The 14,672-nt window shown below is 70.3% G+C and carries 13 protein-coding genes; 5 read left to right on the forward strand and 8 right to left on the reverse strand.

Features of this window, described 5'->3' with window-relative positions; genetic code table 11:
* Positions 1-15: 15 nt before the first annotated feature.
* The 3 genes from ABD169_RS09845 (at position 16) to ABD169_RS09855 (ending at position 3,810) form a co-directional block, all read left to right on the forward strand.
* Positions 16-678, forward strand: a complete 663-nt coding sequence (locus ABD169_RS09845) for a TetR/AcrR family transcriptional regulator (protein ID WP_344031872.1) — start codon at positions 16-18, stop codon at positions 676-678.
* A gap of 159 nt (positions 679-837) precedes the next feature.
* Positions 838-2,577 carry an MDR family MFS transporter gene (locus ABD169_RS09850; RefSeq protein ID WP_344031874.1) on the forward strand — a complete coding sequence of 580 codons (1,740 nt, stop codon included), beginning with the start codon at positions 838-840 and terminating at the stop codon, positions 2,575-2,577.
* A 90-nt stretch (positions 2,578-2,667) separates the two neighbouring features.
* The gene (locus ABD169_RS09855; protein WP_344031876.1) at positions 2,668-3,810 is read left to right on the forward strand and encodes an FAD-dependent oxidoreductase; all 1,143 of its coding nucleotides are present in this window, start codon (positions 2,668-2,670) and stop codon (positions 3,808-3,810) included.
* Here the strand turns inward: ABD169_RS09855 and ABD169_RS09860 are convergent.
* Positions 3,807-4,547: an alpha/beta fold hydrolase gene (locus ABD169_RS09860; RefSeq protein ID WP_344031878.1), complete on the reverse strand. Its 741-nt coding sequence runs from the start codon at positions 4,545-4,547 to the stop codon at positions 3,807-3,809. The genes ABD169_RS09855 and ABD169_RS09860 overlap by 4 nt on opposite strands.
* Positions 4,548-4,549: 2 nt before the next feature.
* On the reverse strand, positions 4,550-5,407 hold the full coding sequence (locus ABD169_RS09865; protein WP_344031880.1) for a glutamine amidotransferase: 858 nt from the start codon (positions 5,405-5,407) through the stop codon (positions 4,550-4,552).
* A gap of 127 nt (positions 5,408-5,534) precedes the next feature.
* Between ABD169_RS09865 and ABD169_RS09870 the strand changes: the two genes are divergently transcribed.
* On the forward strand, positions 5,535-5,990 hold the full coding sequence (locus tag ABD169_RS09870) for a VOC family protein (RefSeq protein WP_344031882.1): 456 nt from the start codon (positions 5,535-5,537) through the stop codon (positions 5,988-5,990).
* 146 nt (positions 5,991-6,136) lie between these two features.
* Entirely contained in the window at positions 6,137-6,655 is a 519-nt protein-coding gene (locus ABD169_RS09875; RefSeq protein WP_099725064.1) for a DUF3145 family protein, read from the forward strand.
* A gap of 169 nt (positions 6,656-6,824) precedes the next feature.
* Here the strand turns inward: ABD169_RS09875 and ABD169_RS09880 are convergent, their stop codons facing one another.
* The 6 genes from ABD169_RS09880 to aceE all read right to left on the reverse strand — a co-directional run bounded on the left by ABD169_RS09880 (position 6,825) and on the right by aceE (position 14,480).
* Positions 6,825-8,066 carry a beta-ketoacyl-[acyl-carrier-protein] synthase family protein gene (locus ABD169_RS09880; protein WP_046456650.1) on the reverse strand — a complete coding sequence of 414 codons (1,242 nt, stop codon included), beginning with the start codon at positions 8,064-8,066 and terminating at the stop codon, positions 6,825-6,827.
* 150 nt (positions 8,067-8,216) lie between these two features.
* Positions 8,217-8,465 carry an acyl carrier protein gene (locus ABD169_RS09885; protein ID WP_017794148.1) on the reverse strand — a complete coding sequence of 83 codons (249 nt, stop codon included), beginning with the start codon at positions 8,463-8,465 and terminating at the stop codon, positions 8,217-8,219.
* 58 nt (positions 8,466-8,523) lie between these two features.
* Complete coding sequence (locus ABD169_RS09890) at positions 8,524-9,528, reverse strand: beta-ketoacyl-ACP synthase III (protein WP_344031885.1); 1,005 nt, start codon at positions 9,526-9,528, stop codon at positions 8,524-8,526.
* Positions 9,529-9,545: 17 nt separating this feature from the next.
* Positions 9,546-10,463 carry an ACP S-malonyltransferase gene (locus ABD169_RS09895; protein ID WP_344031887.1) on the reverse strand — a complete coding sequence of 306 codons (918 nt, stop codon included), beginning with the start codon at positions 10,461-10,463 and terminating at the stop codon, positions 9,546-9,548.
* Between the two features lie 79 nt (positions 10,464-10,542).
* Complete coding sequence (locus ABD169_RS09900; RefSeq protein WP_344031889.1) at positions 10,543-11,739, reverse strand: PucR family transcriptional regulator; 1,197 nt, start codon at positions 11,737-11,739, stop codon at positions 10,543-10,545.
* A 14-nt stretch (positions 11,740-11,753) separates the two neighbouring features.
* Positions 11,754-14,480, reverse strand: a complete 2,727-nt coding sequence (aceE, locus tag ABD169_RS09905; RefSeq protein WP_344031890.1) for a pyruvate dehydrogenase (acetyl-transferring), homodimeric type — start codon at positions 14,478-14,480, stop codon at positions 11,754-11,756.
* Positions 14,481-14,672: the final 192 nt, after the last annotated feature.

The following is a 14,672-nucleotide window of genomic DNA, read 5'->3' on the forward strand; positions in this document are numbered from 1 at the left end:
GCATAATTGCACTCTGTGACCAAGAGTGCAGAATCTTCGCGCGAACGGCGCATGCGCCACACGCGCCTGAGCCTCACCGAGAACGCCCGACGCCTCACCGCGAAGCACGGAATGAACGGCTTCACGGTCGAGGAGCTGTGCGAGATCGTCGGCATCTCGCGTCGCACCTTCTTCAACTACTTCCACACGAAGGAGGACGCGATCATCGGGCGTCCCAGCGACGCCATCAGCGCCGAGCTCGCCGAGTGGTTCGTCGCCCGCGGCACCGGTGACGCCGAACTCGGGCCCGCCCTGCTGAACGATCTGGTCGAGGTCGCCTGGCGCAGCTTCGACGAGATGCTGCAGATCACGGGCAGCCTCACCGACATGCACGCCCTGCTCGAGAAGGAACCCGAGTTCATGACGCGCCTGATCCGCGAGAACAAGGCGCAGCACGAGATGGTCCGCGCCCTCATCGCGCAGCGCGAGGGACTCGAACCCGAAGATCCGAGGGTGCAGCTCGCACTGATGTCGCTCATGCCGATCGCGCACGCCGCGATCAGCCACTACTTCGCGACCGTCGGGTCGGGCGCCGAGCCCGTGAGCATGCGCGGGGTGATGGAGGAGACGCTGGCCCAGGCCCGCAGGCTCTTCCGGGATCCCGACGCTCCGGCAGGCGACGCTTCCTCGAACGACTGACCTCGCCTGCGCGCACCCGACACCCACCCCGCGGACGTTCCCGCTCCGCACGGCGACGACGCCCCGCGCCATCGGCGTGCCTCTGCGCACCCCTGCGCACCCGCGAACTCCCCACCTCACCGACACCACATCCCCCCTCCACACACAGTAAGGATCCGCATGAGTTCCCCCGCTCGCGCAGCCTCCGGCCGTTCGGCCACCGCTGACGCGCCGCTCCTCCTGACCCAGAAGCGCATCTGGATCATCTTCTCGGCGCTCATCGCCGGCATGATGCTGTCCAGCCTCGACCAGACCATCGTCTCGACGGCGATGCCCACGATCGTCGGCAAGCTCGGCGGCGTCGAGCACCAGGCGTGGATCACGACCGCCTACCTGCTCGCCACGACCATCGTGATGCCGATCTACGGCAAGTTCGGCGACGTGCTGGGCCGCCGCAACCTCTTCCTCATCGCGATCGCGCTCTTCACGCTCGCGTCCGTCGGCGCCGCTTTCGCGACCGACTTCTGGATGTTCGTCGTCTTCCGCGCCATCCAGGGTCTCGGCGGCGGCGGGTTGATGATCCTCTCGCAGGCGATCATCGCCGACATCGTGCCCGCGTCCGAGCGCGGCAAGTACATGGGCCCGCTCGGCGCCATCTTCGGCATCTCCGCGGTAGCCGGCCCGCTGCTCGGCGGGTACTTCGTCGACCACCTCACCTGGGAGTGGGCGTTCTACATCAACATCCCGGTCGGCATCGCGGCGTTCGCCATCGCCTGGTTCACCCTCACGCTGCCCAACAAGAAGGCCGAGAAGAAGATCGACGTGCTCGGCGTCATGCTGCTCTCGGCGGCGACCGTCTGCCTCATCTTCTTCACCGACTTCGGCGGCAACGCCAAGCTGCACGGCTGGGACGCCCCCGAGACCTGGATGTGGGGCGCCGGCCTGCTGGTCGCCGCGTGCCTGTTCGTGTGGGTCGAGTCGAAGGCCGAGGATCCGATCATCCCGCTGTCGCTCTTCCGCAACCCGATCTTCATCAACACCACGGCGATCGGGCTGACGCTCGGCATCGGCATGTTCTCGGCGATCGCGTTCGTGCCGACCTTCCTCCAGATGTCGTCGGGCACGTCGGCCGCGGCCTCCGGCCTGCTCATGATCCCGATGATGGTGGGCATGATGGGCACCTCGATCGCCTCGGGCATCGTGATCACCAAGACCGGCAAGTACAAGATCTATCCGATCGTGGGCACGCTCGTGACGGCGGCGGCGATGGTCGCGATGACGTCGCTCTCGGCGGACACCCCCATCTGGCTGATCTGCGTCTACCTGTTCTTCTTCGGTGCGGGTCTCGGCCTGATCATGCAGGTGATCGTGCTGGTGGCGCAGAACTCGGTTCCGCCCGAGGTGATCGGCACGGCGACGAGCACGAACAACTACTTCCGCGAGGTCGGTGCGTCGCTCGGCGTCGCGATCTTCGGTGCGCTGTTCACCTCGCGGCTCAGCGAGCAGCTGGGCAAGGTGTTCGCGGGCGCAGGGGTCGCCGATCCCGGCCAGGCCACCGCGACGCTCGACCCGCAGCGCATGAGCGAGCTGCCCGAGCCGATCCGTGACGGGATCGTGAACGCCTACGCCGACTCGCTCGCGCCGGTGTTCTGGTACGTGCTGCCGTTCATCCTGGCCTCGTTCGTGCTGGCGCTGTTCCTCAAGCAGATCCCGCTGTCGGATCAGTCGGGCATGGTCGCGCGCGGTGAGGCCGTCGGCGGCGCCGAGGCCGAGGCGCTCGAGGCGGAGCTGCGCGAGCTGACCGCGTCGGAGGCCGCGGGCAGCAGCGCCGCGAACGTGTCCGGTGGGTCCGGTGGATCCGGTGGCTCCGCCGGATCGGGGCCGCGCTCCGACGGCGGTCCCGCCGACGTGCGGGACTGATCGCGCGAGTGCCGCTCACCGAGGGGGCGAAGCGACCGAGGAGTCGTTTCGCCCCCTCGGCGTCCGTGAGCACTCTGGCAGACTGTCGGCATGGACTCCGTCTCCCACCTCGTCATCGGCGCGGGTATCGCCGGTGCTTCGACCGCCTGGCACCTCGCGCGCCGAGGACACGAGGTGCTGCTGCTCGAACGGGATCGCCCGGCCTCCGCTCGGGGGAGTTCGCACGGCTCGGCGCGCATCTTCCGCTATCCCTACGCGAACCCGCTCTACACCGGCCTCGTGCAGCGCGCCGCACCGCTCTGGGAGGAGCTCTCGGCGATCTGCGGCGAACCGCTCATCACGCGCACCGGCGGGCTCGACCACGGGGACCTCGTGCCGGCCGCCGCGCTCGCGCGCGTGCTCGAGCAGCGGGGGATCCCGCACGAGGTGCTCGAAGCCGAAGCCGCCCGGGAGCGCTGGCCGCAGTTCCGCTTCGACACCCGGGTGCTGCATCAGCCCGACGCGGGTGTGCTGGACGCGGAAGGCACCGTGGGGGCGATGGTCGGTGCGGCGCAGAGCCATGGGGCGGAGCTCCGCACCGACTGGACCGTCGACGCGGTCGAGCGCGTCGGCGACGGGTATCTGGTGCACGACGGGGCTGGGGAGTCGGTGCACGCCGCCCGGATCGTGATCGCGGCCGGCGGGTGGCTGCCCGAGCTGCTGCCGAAGCTGCCGCTGAGCGATGCGTTCCGCGCAGCCCTGCCGGCGTTCGAGGTCACGCAGGAGGAGGCCTTCCACTTCCCATACGCGAGCGCGTTCGCCGGCGCGAACTGGCCGACGGTGATCCGGCAGGATCGATCCTCGCGCAGCTACGCGCTGCCGGGCGGACGAGACGCCGGCTTCCGCGGGCTCAAGATCGCCGAATACCACGCGGGCCGGCCGCTGGCGTCGGCGGCCGAGCAGGACGGTCGGATCTCCGATGCCTCCCGCCGCGCCATGATCGAACGGATCGTGTCCGACTACCCCGGCCTCGATCCCGAGCCCTACGCCGAGACGACCTGCCTCTTCACCATGACGCCGAGCGAGGACTTCGTGATCGACGGCGACGACGGCATCACGATCCTCTCGGCGTGCTCGGGGCACGGCGCGAAGTTCGCGCCGCTGCTGGGTGCGCTCGTCGCCGACGAGCTCGACGGCGGGCCGCGCGTACCCGATGAGTTCCGCCTCGGGGGACGACGGGGCGACCGCCGCTAGCGATCCGCGTCGAGCACGCCGAGCGTCGCGGCCGCGACCCGCTCGGGGAACCGGTACGGGATGTGGTGCTTGGCGCCGGCCACCACTTCGACCGCGGCGCCCGGAATGAGCTCCGGCAGGCGGTCGGCGGACTCCCGGACGATCCGGCGCTCGAGGGATCCGGCGAGCGCGACGGCGGGTCCGTGGTACCGATCGATGGTGACGGGCGCGCGGAAGCGCTGATTCTCATCGACGCTGCGGCGCACCGAGTCGACGCGCATGGATCGCAGGTCCGAGAGGTACTCCGAACGCAGCGGGACGGGCACCCCGGCCTGCGTCGCCTGACGGCTCGCCAGCGCCGGCACCCGGCCGAGGGCGGCAGCGGCGCCCGCGCCGACACCGGTGACCCAGGGGAACGGCGTCGGACGCGTCTCGCCGCTGATCCAGACGAGCCCGCGCACGAGATCGGGAGCGAGCGACGCGAGGCGCAGCGCGAGCTGCGATCCGAGCGAGAAGCCCACCACCACGGCGGGGCCCCGATCGCGGATCAGCTCGGAGAGCTCGGCGACCGTCGCGTCGGCGCCCGGGTACGTCGATTCCGCCGAGCGGCCGAACCCCGGAAGATCCACCGCGATCGTCTGCAGACCGTCGCGCGCGTCGCGCACTTCGGAGGCCGCCTGCCGCCAGATCCACCCGGCGACGCCCGCACCGTGCAGGAACAGCACCGGAGTGCCCTCGCCGTGGACCTCGGCGTGCACGATCAGTGATTCGAGACGAGTCGCGGCGCGTCGGCCGCGGCGATGCCGGGCGCGGGGAAGTCGACGACCGTCGCCTCGGCGAGGTCCGCCGAGCCCGCATCGTCGGTCGGCTCGACGAAATCGGGGAGCGCCCGGGCGTACTCCTCGACGAAGCGGCCGAGCACGAGCTGCGACGCGCGGACGTCGGCGTTCTCGACGCGCTCGACGACCGCGTCGAGCTCGACCGGGTCGAAGTAGCCGTGGTCGGCGTAGATGCGGATGCGCGACGCGAAGGTCGCTCCGTCGAGCTCGGGGTGGAACTGGGTCGCGTAGACGTTGCGTCCGACGCGGAACGCCTGCACGGGGCACCCGGGGGAGCTCGCCAGCACCGCGATGTGCTCGGGCAGGCGGCTGATGCCCTCTTTGTGGCCGACGAACGCGTCGAACTCGTTCGGGAGCTCCCGCATGAGCGGATCGGTGCGGCCGGCCTCCGTGAGCGAGACGCGCACCGCCTCGACCGGTTCGCCGTAGGCGCGGTCCACGATCGCGCCCTGGTGCGCTCCGATGGTGCCGACGCCGTAGCAGATGCCGAGGAACGGCACATCGCGGCGGATCACCTCGTCGAGCAGCGCGGAGAGCTCCCGCTCGACCCGCAGCTCGGTCTCCGACTTGGACTCGACGGGCTCGCTCACCGTGAACGGACTGCCCGCGAGGATGATGCCCGAGTAGTGGTCGAGATCGATCGGCCCGAGGGGTTCGCGCTCCACCCGACGCCACTCCAGATCCTCGGGCAGCAGCCCGGTCAGGTGGCAGTACGAGGCGTGCTCCTGCGCGGCGAGCTCGTCTTCGCCTCGGGTGCTGATCAGCAGGAACGGTTTCATACCCTCAACGGTACTCCGCCCGGATGGGAATGCGCGCCAGCGCGTTATGCGGCGTCACGCGACCGGCCCCTTCCACGCCCCGTTCTGAACCTTGCGACGGCGTCTCCGGACCGGGTAGAACAGGGACATGGCTCTGCACTGGAAGCTCGTCATCGACTGCCGTGATCCGCACATCCTGGCCGATTTCTGGGCCGGAGCGCTGGAGTACGCGGTCGAGGATCCCGGTGTGCTCGTCGCGCACCTGCTCGCGGCGGGGCAGCTGCCGGAAGCGGCCACCACCGAGCACGGAGGCTCCCGGCGCTTCGCGACCCTCGCGGCGATCCGGCACCCCGACGATGCGTTCGATCCGTTCAGCGGCACCGGGCAGGGTCGCCGGATCCTGTTCCAGCGGGTGCCCGAGGAGAAGCAGGGCAAGAACCGCCTGCACCTCGACGTGCACGCGGGGGAGCCGGGACTCGACGTGCTGCTGGGCCGGCTGGAGTCGCTCGGCGCCGTACGCGTCACCGAGGTCGACCGGGGACCCGCCGGTCACTGGTGGGTCATGCGCGACCCCGAGGGCAACGAGTTCTGCGCAGCCGGCTGAGCCCTCGCGGCCGGGCGCCGGGACCGGGCAACGGCTGAGAGGTCGTTGCGCGAGCTGAAATCGTATGGCAGGATCGCCAGTGACGGATCCGATCCGCACCGAATCGACGTTGGGGAAGACGTTTCGAGTCGGAGGAGGAGATCGCGATGTCGTCTGAAACCACGTCGGCAACCGCCACGGGGGTGCTTTTCGTGCACTCCTGCCCGAAGGCGCTGGCTCCGCATGTCGAGTGGGCGCTCGCCCGCGAGATCGGGCGGACGGTCAAACTCGAGTGGACCCCGCAGCCGCTCATGCCCGGCTTCGTGCGCGCCACGGCGAACTGGCGCGGGCCGGCGGGAACGGCGCCCGCGGTGGCGTCCTCGCTGTTCGGCTGGCAGCAGCTGCGCTTCGAGATCACCGAGAACGCCAGCCGCATCGGCGACGGCGGCCGCTGGATGCACACCCCGTCGCTCGGGATCTTCCACATGCAGACCGACCGCGCCGGCAACGGGGTGCTCACCGAGCACGCGATCCACGCCGCCATCATCGGTGCCGCCGGTGATCCCGATGTCCTCGCGCGCGAGCTGCGGCTCGCGCTGGGGCAGTCCTGGGACGAGGAACTCGAGCCGTTCCGCGGTGCGGAACCGGGCGACGCGATCGTGGTGCCACTGCACAGGGTCGGATAGAGCTGGGCGGCGGCCGGGGCGCACTGTGCGCCGGAACCGCCGCCCGACAAACTGTGCCGACGGAGCCATCGGAGTACCGGGGTCGGTCGGCACGCCAACGAGAGAGGCCCGGCTCCTGAGGGGATCCGGGCCTCTGCTGCGTGCTGGCGCTGCGGCTTCGCCGTCTCGACTAGGCGTCGTACGAGCGGATCGCCACGACCGCGTTGTGCCCGCCGAACCCGAAGGAGTTCGAGATGGCGAGCTGGGGGCCGTCGCCGAGCGGCTGCGGCTGCACCGAGACGTTGACCGGGATCTCGGGATCCTGATCGACCAGGTTGATGGTCGGGGGAGCGACGCGGTTCTGCACCGCGAACACCGAGAACATGGCCTCGAGCGCACCGGTGCCGCCGAGCAGGTGACCCGTCGCGGCCTTGGTGCCCGACACCGGGATGGTGTCCGCACGCTCGCCGAAGACGGCCTGCAGGGCACGGTACTCGTTGATGTCGCCGACCGGGGTCGAGGTGGCGTGCGCGTTGATGTGCGTCACGTCCTCGGGGGTCGCGCCGGCCTGCTCGAGCGCCATGCGCATCGCGCGGATCGCGCCCTTGCCCTCGGGGTCGTTGGCCGTGATGTGGTACGAGTCGGCGGTCACGCCGCCGCCCGCGATCTCGGCGTAGATCTTCGCGCCGCGGGCGAGCGCGTGCTCCTCCGTTTCGAGCACGAGCGCCGCGGCGCCCTCGCCCATGACGAAGCCGTCGCGGTCGGTGTTGTAGGGGCGCGATGCGCTCGCCGGATCGTCGTTGCGCTTCGAGAGCGCCTGCATCGAGGCGAACGAGGCGACGGTGACCGGGTGGATCGCGGCCTCGGACCCGCCCGCGATCACGACGTCCGCGAGACCCGCCTGCAGGTGCTCGTAGGCGTTCACGATCGACTCGGTGCTGGACGCGCAGGCCGAGGCGACGGTGCGCGCGTAGGCGCGGGCCTCGAAGTGCATCGACACCGCCGCGGAGGGAGCGTTGGGCATGAGCATCGGCACGGTGAGCGGCATGACCCGTCGCGGGCCCTTCTCGCGCAGCGTGTCCCAGGCGTCGAGCAGCGACCAGACGCCGCCGATGCCGGTCGCCCAATCGACGCCGAGGCGCTCGGAGGGGACCTCGGGGCTGCCGGCGTCGGCGAACGCCTCCATGGCCGCGACGAGCGCGAACTGGCTCGAGGGGTCGAGACGCTTGGCGACCGGACGGTCGAGCACCTCGGAGGGGGAGACGCGCGCCTGACCCGCGAAGGTGACGGGCAGCTCGTACTTCGCGACCCACTCATGCTCGAGCGTGCGAATGCCGGACTCGCCGGCGAGGAGCGCTTCCCAGCTCTCGGAGGCCGTGCCGCCGAGGGGTGAGGAGGCGCCGATGCCGGTGACGACGATCTTCTTACTCATGTTGGGTGCTCCGCGAGTCCAATCGTGGCTGGCCGGGCTGATCCGCCCGGCGGGTGAAAACTGTGGGGAAGGCCTCGCGGGAGGGCACCCGAAGGGGTGCCCGCCCCGCGGCGGCTCCGTTGCGGTCCCCGTCGTGCGGGGACCGCCGTCTCAGGCCTGAGCCTTGACGATGAAGTCGACGGCGTCGCCGACGGTCTTGAGGTTCTTGACTTCCTCGTCGGGGATCTTGACGTCGAACTTCTCCTCGGCGTTGACCACGATGGTCATCATCGAGATCGAGTCGATGTCGAGGTCGTCGGTGAACGACTTGTCGAGCGCGACGACGTCGGCCGCGATCCCGGTCTCGTCGTTGATGAGCTCGGCGAGACCTGCGAGGACCTCTTCGTTGCTGAATGCCATGTGCGGATTCTCCTTGTATCGGTGGGTATGGACGGTCGGTAAAGCGTGTGGGTCGAGACTAGGGCAGCTCGACGACCTGCGCACCGTAGACGAGGCCGGCGCCGAAGCCGATCTGCAGGGCGAGACCGCCCGACAGCTCCGGACGCTCCTCGAGCAGGGCGTGCATGGCGAGGGGGATCGAGGCGGCGGACGTGTTGCCCTGCATCTCGATGTCGCGGGCGATCGCGACGGACTCGGGCAGCTTCAGCTGCTTCGCGAACTCGTCGACGATGCGCATGTTGGCCTGGTGCGGGATGAACGCGGCGAGGTCGCCGGGCTCGATGCCCGAGGCCTCGAGGGTCTGCCGTGCGACCTTCGCCATCTCCCAGACGGCCCAGCGGAACACGGTCTGGCCGTCCTGGCGCAGGGTCGGCCAGGGGACCTCGGTCGGGTTCGCGCGGTACTCCTCGAAGGTGGAGGTGACGCGGATCGTGTCCCACTTCTCGCCGTCGGAGCCCCAGCTGGTCGGGCCGATGCCGGGGTGGTCGCTCGCGCCGATGACCACGGCGCCGGCGCCGTCGGCGAGCAGGAACGAGATCGAGCGGTCGGTGGGATCGATGATGTCGGACAGCTTCTCGGCACCGATCACGAGCACGTTCCTGCAGATGCCGGCACGCACGAGCGCGTCGCCCTGGCCCACGCCGTAGGTGTAGCCGGCGCACGCGGCCGAGATGTCGAACGCGGCCGCGGGGGTGAGGCCCAGGCGGTGCGCCGCGAGGGACGCCATCGAGGGGGTCACCGCGACGTTCGAGATGGTCGAGATGATCACGCCGTCGATCTCGGACCGGTCGAGGCCCGAGCGGAGGATCGCCTCTTCGCCGGCCTGCACCGCGAGGTCGACCGCGCCGATCTCGGCGCTGGCGCGGCGGCGCTGCACGATGCCGGTGCGCTGGCGGATCCACTCGTCGGAGGAATCGATCGGGCCGACGATGTCGTCGTTCGGCACGTCGAGGTCGCCGCGGGCGGCACCGACCGAGAGGATGCGGGTGTGAGCGGGTCCGGTGGGCTGGACGAGCTGTGCCATCGGTGGGTCCTTCCGGATCAGGCGGCGTCGGCGATCAGCGCGATCGCGTCGTCGAGGTCGGCGGGGGTCTTCACGGCCACGGTCGGCACACCCTTGAGCGCGCGCTTCGCGATGCCGGTGAGCGCCCCGGCCGGTGTGAGCTCGATGAGGCCGGTGATGCCGGCGTCCTGGAACGAGGTCATGCAGGCGTCCCAGCGGACGGGGTTCGCGATCTGCGAGACGAGCAGCTCGAGGTACCGGGCGCCGCTCTCGACGCGGCTGCCGTCGGCATTGGTCCAGAGGGGGCGCACCGGATCGCTCGGGGTGATCGCCGCTGCGGCCTCGGAGAGCACGGGCACCGCCTCGGCCATGAACTCGGTGTGGAACGCGCCGGCGACCTGGAGCGGGATGACGCGTGCTGCTCGCGGAGCGTTCTCGCCGAGCGCGGCGAGCGCCTCGCGGGTGCCCGCGGCGACGATCTGGCCGCCGCCGTTGCGGTTGGCGGGGGTCAGGCCCTGCGCCTCGATCGCGGCGAGCACGTCGGCTTCGACGCCGCCGACGACCGCGGCCATGCCGGTCTCGGCGCGGGTGGCCGCGGCGGCCATCGCGCGACCGCGGGTGCCGACGAGTGCGAGGGCGTCTCCGGCGTCGAGCACGCCGGCCGCTGCCGCCGCGGCGAACTCGCCGACCGAGTGGCCGGCCACGCCGACGCCGTCGAGCGAGGTGCGCGCCTCGAGCGCGCGCCAGGCGAGCAGGGAAGCAGCGACGATGAGCGGCTGGGCGATCGCGGTGTCGCGGATCGTGTCGGCGTCGCTCTCGGTGCCGTGCGCGATCAGATCGACGCCGCTGCGCTCGGAGGCGGCGGTGAGGAACTCGCGGGCGCCGGGTGCCTCGAGCCATTCGGAGAGGAAGCCGGGGGTCTGGGAGCCCTGTCCGGGGCAGGCGATGATGATCACGGGTCCTAGTTTCTCAGATCGGGCATGCAGGGAGTGCATGTATTCAACCAGTGTTTCGCGGTTCCGTTGTGGAAGTCCGCTATTTTTTGGAGCGCCCGGCGCGCCTTCCGCCGTGCTGGGCGATCGAACCGACGATGAGCGCCGACTGCAGGATCAGCGCCTCACGGGCTCCCGTGGCGTTCCAGCCGATCAGCTCGGTCACCTTCTTGAGCCGGTAGCGCACCGTGTTGGGGTGCACGAACAGCTCGCGGGCGGTCGCCTCGAGCGAGCGGCCGTTGTCGAGGTAGCACCAGAGCGTTTCGAGCAGTTCACCGGACTGCGCGACGAGGGGCTCGTAGATCTGCTCGATGAGGGTGCGACGCGCGAGGCCGTCGCCGGCCAGCGCGCGCTCGGGGAGCAGGTCGTCGGCCGAGACCGGTCGGCTCGCGCCGCGCCAGGAGCGCGCCACTGCGACGCCGGCGAGGGCGGCGCGGGCGCTGCGGGACGCCTCGACGAGGTTCTCGACGGGCGGACCGAGCACGATCGGGCCGTCGGAGAAGCCGTCGGCGAGCCGTGCGGCGATGTCGATGAAGGGTAGGGGAGCGGGGGAGGTGCGCCCCTCCTTGACCTCGGGGTTCATGCGTCCGAGCACGAGCACCAGGCGGGTGCCCTGCAGGCCGATGAGCACGTCGGCGCCGGCGTGCCGGGCGGTGCGGCGGATCTGGTCGACGTCGACGACGCGGTCGGACGTGCCGACCAGCACCGCGGCCTCGCCGTCGCCGTGCCAGCCGAGGGCCGCGATGCGGCTCGGCAGTTCATCGTCGCTCTCACCGGTGAGGATCGAGTCGACGACGAGCGCCTCGAGGCGGGCGTCCCAGAGTCCGCGGGCCTCGGCGGCACGCGCATACACGTCGGCGGCCGCGAAGGCGACGTCGCGCGAGTAGTGCAGGATCGACTCCCGCAGCGCCTCGCTGCGACTCGCCACGCGCTCCTCGACCACCGAGACGACCACGCGGATCAGCTGCAGGGTCTCCTGCAGGCTGATCGAGCGCAGCAGCTCGCGCGGCGCGGAGCCGAACACGTCGGACGCGATCCACGGCGTCGAGGAGGGGTCCTCGTACCACTGGATGAACGAGCTGATGCCCGTCTGCGCCACGAGCCCGACGGCGCTGCGCCTGGACGGCGGCATATCGCCGTACCAGGGCAGCGTCTCCTCGAGCCGCGTGATCGTCTGGGTGGCGAGCTCGCCTGCGATGGTGCGCAGCCAGGCGAGCTCCTGTTCCTTCGATCGATCCATCGGGATTCGGCCGCTTACGCCTCGCCGCCGGCGCCGCCCGTCGTACCCGCGTTGACATCGAGCAGACGGTACTGCTCGGCCGCGCGGAGGGGGATGGAGGCGTCGATCTTGCCCTGCGCGGCCAGGCGCTGCAGCACCTTGACCACGACCGCCTCGCGGTCGATGGCGAAGTAGCGGCGCGCGGCGGCGCGGGTGTCGGAGAAGCCGAAGCCGTCGGCGCCGAGCACCGAGTAGTCGCCCGGCACGAACTGGCGGATGAGGTCGGGGACCTCGGTCGCCCAGTCGCTGACCGCGACCACGGGGCCCTCGGCACCCTGCAGCTTCTGCTCCAGGTAGGACGTGCGGGGGGTCTCTTCCGGGTGCAGGAAGTTGTGGCGGTCCGCGTCGATGCCGTCGCGACGGAGCTCGCCCCAGCTGGTGACGCTCCACACGTCGGCGGCGACGCCCCAGTCCTTCGCGAGCAGTTCCTGAGCCTCGATGGCCCACGGCACCGCCACGCCGGAGGCGAGGATCTGCGCGGGGATCCCGGCGCCGGCCGCGGCGCTGACGCGGTGGATACCGCGGATGATGCCGTCGACGTCCACGTTCTCGGGCTCGGCCGGGTGCTTGAACGGCTCGTTGTAGACCGTGAGGTAGTACGTGACGTTCGGGTCCGGGTGGGTGCCGCCGTACATCCGCTCGATGCCGGAGCGCACGATGTGGCCGATCTCGTAGCCGTACGCCGGGTCGTAGGACACGACGGCCGGGTTGGTCGAGGCGAGCACGAGCGAGTGGCCGTCGGCGTGCTGCAGGCCCTCGCCGGTCAGCGTGGTGCGGCCGGCGGTCGCACCGATCATGAAGCCGCGCGCCATCTGGTCGCCGGCGGCCCAGATCGCGTCGCCGGTGCGCTGGAAGCCGAACATCGAGTAGAAGATGTAGATCGGGATCATCGGCTCGCCGTGCGTCGAGTACGACGTGCCCACCGCGGTGTACGCGGCGGTCGCGCCGGCCTCGTTGATGCCGACGTGGATCAGAACGCCCTGCGGGCTCTCCTTGTAGGCGAGCAGCAGCTCGCGATCCACCGAGACGTAGTTCTGCCCGTTCGGGTTGTAGATCTTCGACGTGGGGAAGTAGGAGTCCATGCCGAAGGTGCGCGCCTCGTCGGGGATGATCGGCACGAGGCGCGATCCGAAGCCCTTGTCGCGCATGAGGTCCTTGAGCATGCGCACGAACACCATGGTGGTCGCCGCCTCCTGCTGACCGGTGCCCTTCGCGGCGATCGCGTAGCTCTTGTCCTCCGGGAGGGTGACCGCGGTGTGCTTCGTGCGGCGCTCCGGCAGGTACCCGCCGAGCGAACGACGGCGCTCGTGGATGTACTGGATCGCCTCGTCCTGCTCGCCCGGGTGGTAGTAGGGCGCGTTGTAGACGTCGGCCTCGAGCTCGCGGTCCGAGATCGGGATGTGCATGGTGTCGCGGAAGAGCTTCAGGTCCTCCAGCGTCAGCTTCTTCATCTGGTGGGTCGCGTTGCGGCCCTCGAAGTGCGGACCGAGGCCGTAGCCCTTGATCGTCTTCGCGAGGATGACGGTCGGGCGGCCCTTGTGCTCGGTCGCGGCCTTGAACGCGGCGTAGACCTTGCGGTAGTCGTGGCCGCCGCGGCGGAGGCCCCAGACCTCCTCGTCGGTGTAGCCGTCGACCAAGTGCAGCGCGCGCTCGTCGCGACCGAAGAAGTGCTCGCGCACGTAGGCGCCGTTCTCGGCCTTGTAGGTCTGGAAGTCGCCGTCGGGGGTGACGTTCATGAGGTTGAGCAGGGCGCCGTCGGTGTCGTTCTCGAGGAGCGAGTCCCACTCGCGACCCCAGACGACCTTGATGACGTTCCAGCCCGCGCCGCGGAAGTAGCTCTCGAGCTCCTGGATGATCTTGCCGTTGCCGCGCACCGGGCCGTCGAGACGCTGCAGGTTGCAGTTGATCACGAAGGTCAGGTTGTCGAGGCCCTCGTTCGCCGCGACCTGGAGCTGGCCGCGGCTCTCGACCTCGTCCATCTCGCCGTCGCCGAGGAACGCCCAGACGTGCTGGTCGGAGGCATCCTTGATGCCGCGGTTGGTCAGGTACTTGTTGAACTGCGCCTGGTAGATCGCGTTGATCGGGCCGATGCCCATCGAGACCGTGGGGAACTGCCAGAAATCGGGCATGAGGCGCGGGTGCGGGTAGCTCGGCAGCCCGCCGCCGCGGTGCGAGTGCTCCTGGCGGAAGCCGTCGAGCTGATCCGCGGTGAGGCGGCCCTCGAGGAACGCGCGGGAGTACATGCCGGGGGAGGCGTGGCCCTGCACGAAGATCTGGTCGCCGCCGCCCGGGTGATCCTGGCCGCGGAAGAAGTGGTTGAAGCCGACCTCGTAGAGCGAGGCGGCCGACGCGTAGGTCGAGATGTGCCCGCCGACGCCGATGCCCGGCTTCTGCGCGCGCTGCACGGTCATGGCCGCGTTCCAGCGGATCCACGAGCGGTACTTGCGCTCGAGCTCCTCATCGCCGGGGAACTCGGGCTCGTCCTCGGACGCGATCGTGTTCACGTAGTCGGTCGTGGGGACCTGGGGCACGTTGAGGTGCAGCTGGCGCGAACGTGCCAGCAGGCTCGTCATGATCTCGCGACCGCGGCCGGCGCCTCGCGCCTCGACCACCGCGTCCAGGGACTCGCGCCATTCGGCGGTCTCCTGGGGGTCCAGATCATCCTGATCCGGTGCGTACGGATCCTCAGTGTTCACGGCCAAGATATTGCTCCTTCACCAAGCGTCGCGCTCCACCCAGGTGCGGGGGAGGCGAGGAGGGTTCCGCGGATGCGCGGACCACCGTCCAGACTAGCGGCATCCTCCGACGGTTCCCGCGTAATTCGGTGGGTGCCGTGTCCGATCCGCACAAAATTCGGCGTCTTCGCGGGGTTCTGAGCGGCTCCGCCGCGTGTC

Origin of the sequence: Leucobacter iarius, assembly GCF_039530105.1 — a bacterium.
Taxonomy (GTDB): Bacteria; Actinomycetota; Actinomycetes; order Actinomycetales; family Microbacteriaceae; genus Leucobacter; species Leucobacter iarius.